1 protein-coding gene is annotated in these 1131 nt (G+C 56.0%); it reads right to left on the reverse strand.

Going from position 1 to position 1131, the window contains the following annotated elements; translation table 11 throughout:
• Positions 1-1028, reverse strand: a 1028-nt coding sequence (locus WMO20_RS14385; RefSeq protein WP_435387777.1) for a plasmid recombination protein, incomplete at its 3' end; no start/stop codon positions are given.
• Positions 1029-1131: the final 103 nt, after the last annotated feature.

Here is a 1131-nt window from a genome sequence, read left to right on the forward strand (position 1 = left end):
AACCGATGGGCTGCATATTCTCTCGTGGACTGCGGAGCCTTGCGTTCAGGGGACAGCACCCACTTCTTCGTGTCCTCGATCATCCGCATATCTTCCTTGCGGGTCTCGGTGCGTACCACGTCCGTCACGACCTCCACCGCCTTGTCGTAGGCCACAGCCGAAACCTTGTCAATCAGCGTTTCCACGTCGTTGACCTTAAGGGTCAATTCGTCCAGCTTGTTCTGCTGGGCCGCAAGCTGCTCCTTTTGCTTGGCAAGGATGAAGTCCTGCTTTTCCAAATACTTGCGGTTGCCATACTCCGCTTCTTCCTCCAATTCCAGACCATGCCGTTTTGCAATCTCGAACAGCATCTTCCGGCAGGCGGCATCAAAGGTGATCTTGCGGTTGTTGCGGCGGCTGAGGGGCTTGTCCGGGTCGGGCAGGTTGAAGCCCAACACTTCCAATGCCTTTTCCTGCTGGGGAGCAACCTCGCCGTATTTGTTCTCACAGTCGAACACATGACGCTCGTGGATGTGGGGTGTGCTTTCGTCCAGATGCAACGCCCAGTCCAGCACATGAACATGGTCGCCGAATTTAGCCTTGAACTCCTCAATGAACTCGGTGACGATGTTCAGCAAGTCCTCTGCCGAAGCGTGTTCATCCAACGTCCCAAGCTGGTAAATAGTCTCCTCCGGGCAGGTCTTGCGGCTGGACAGCAGGTCAGGAATGGAGCGGTTGCGTTCCGTGTGCCGGATCTTGGCATTACGCTCGTTCTGACCTTCGATAAAGGTCGTGTACCGGCTCTCGTAGAACTGCCGTTCCACATCCGAGAAGGTCGTCCCCAGATCGTCCGGGTCTTGTGGGCCGAGAGCCGAACGGAAACCGTGGAAGCAGTCCCAATAGATGTTGCCCTTGGCTCGTTCCGGGTCGATGTGCTCACTGTTGGCAAGGTTGAAACTGCGGTCATTGTGCCTGGGGTTATAGGTGCCGTGGGTTCCGGCTCGTCCGTTGTGTCGTGTCAGTTTCAGATAGACATCCCTCCGTTTCATCAGTTTGGCGTGGGAGAACGCAGCAGCGGAGCTGCTGGATCTGCCGCCATTTTGCGCCAGATAATACCCAGTAGGATATGACGCACAGCATCATATCACTGGG

Origin of the sequence: Faecalibacterium intestinale, assembly GCF_040096575.1 — a bacterium.
GTDB classification, from domain to species: domain Bacteria; phylum Bacillota; class Clostridia; order Oscillospirales; family Ruminococcaceae; genus Faecalibacterium; species Faecalibacterium intestinale.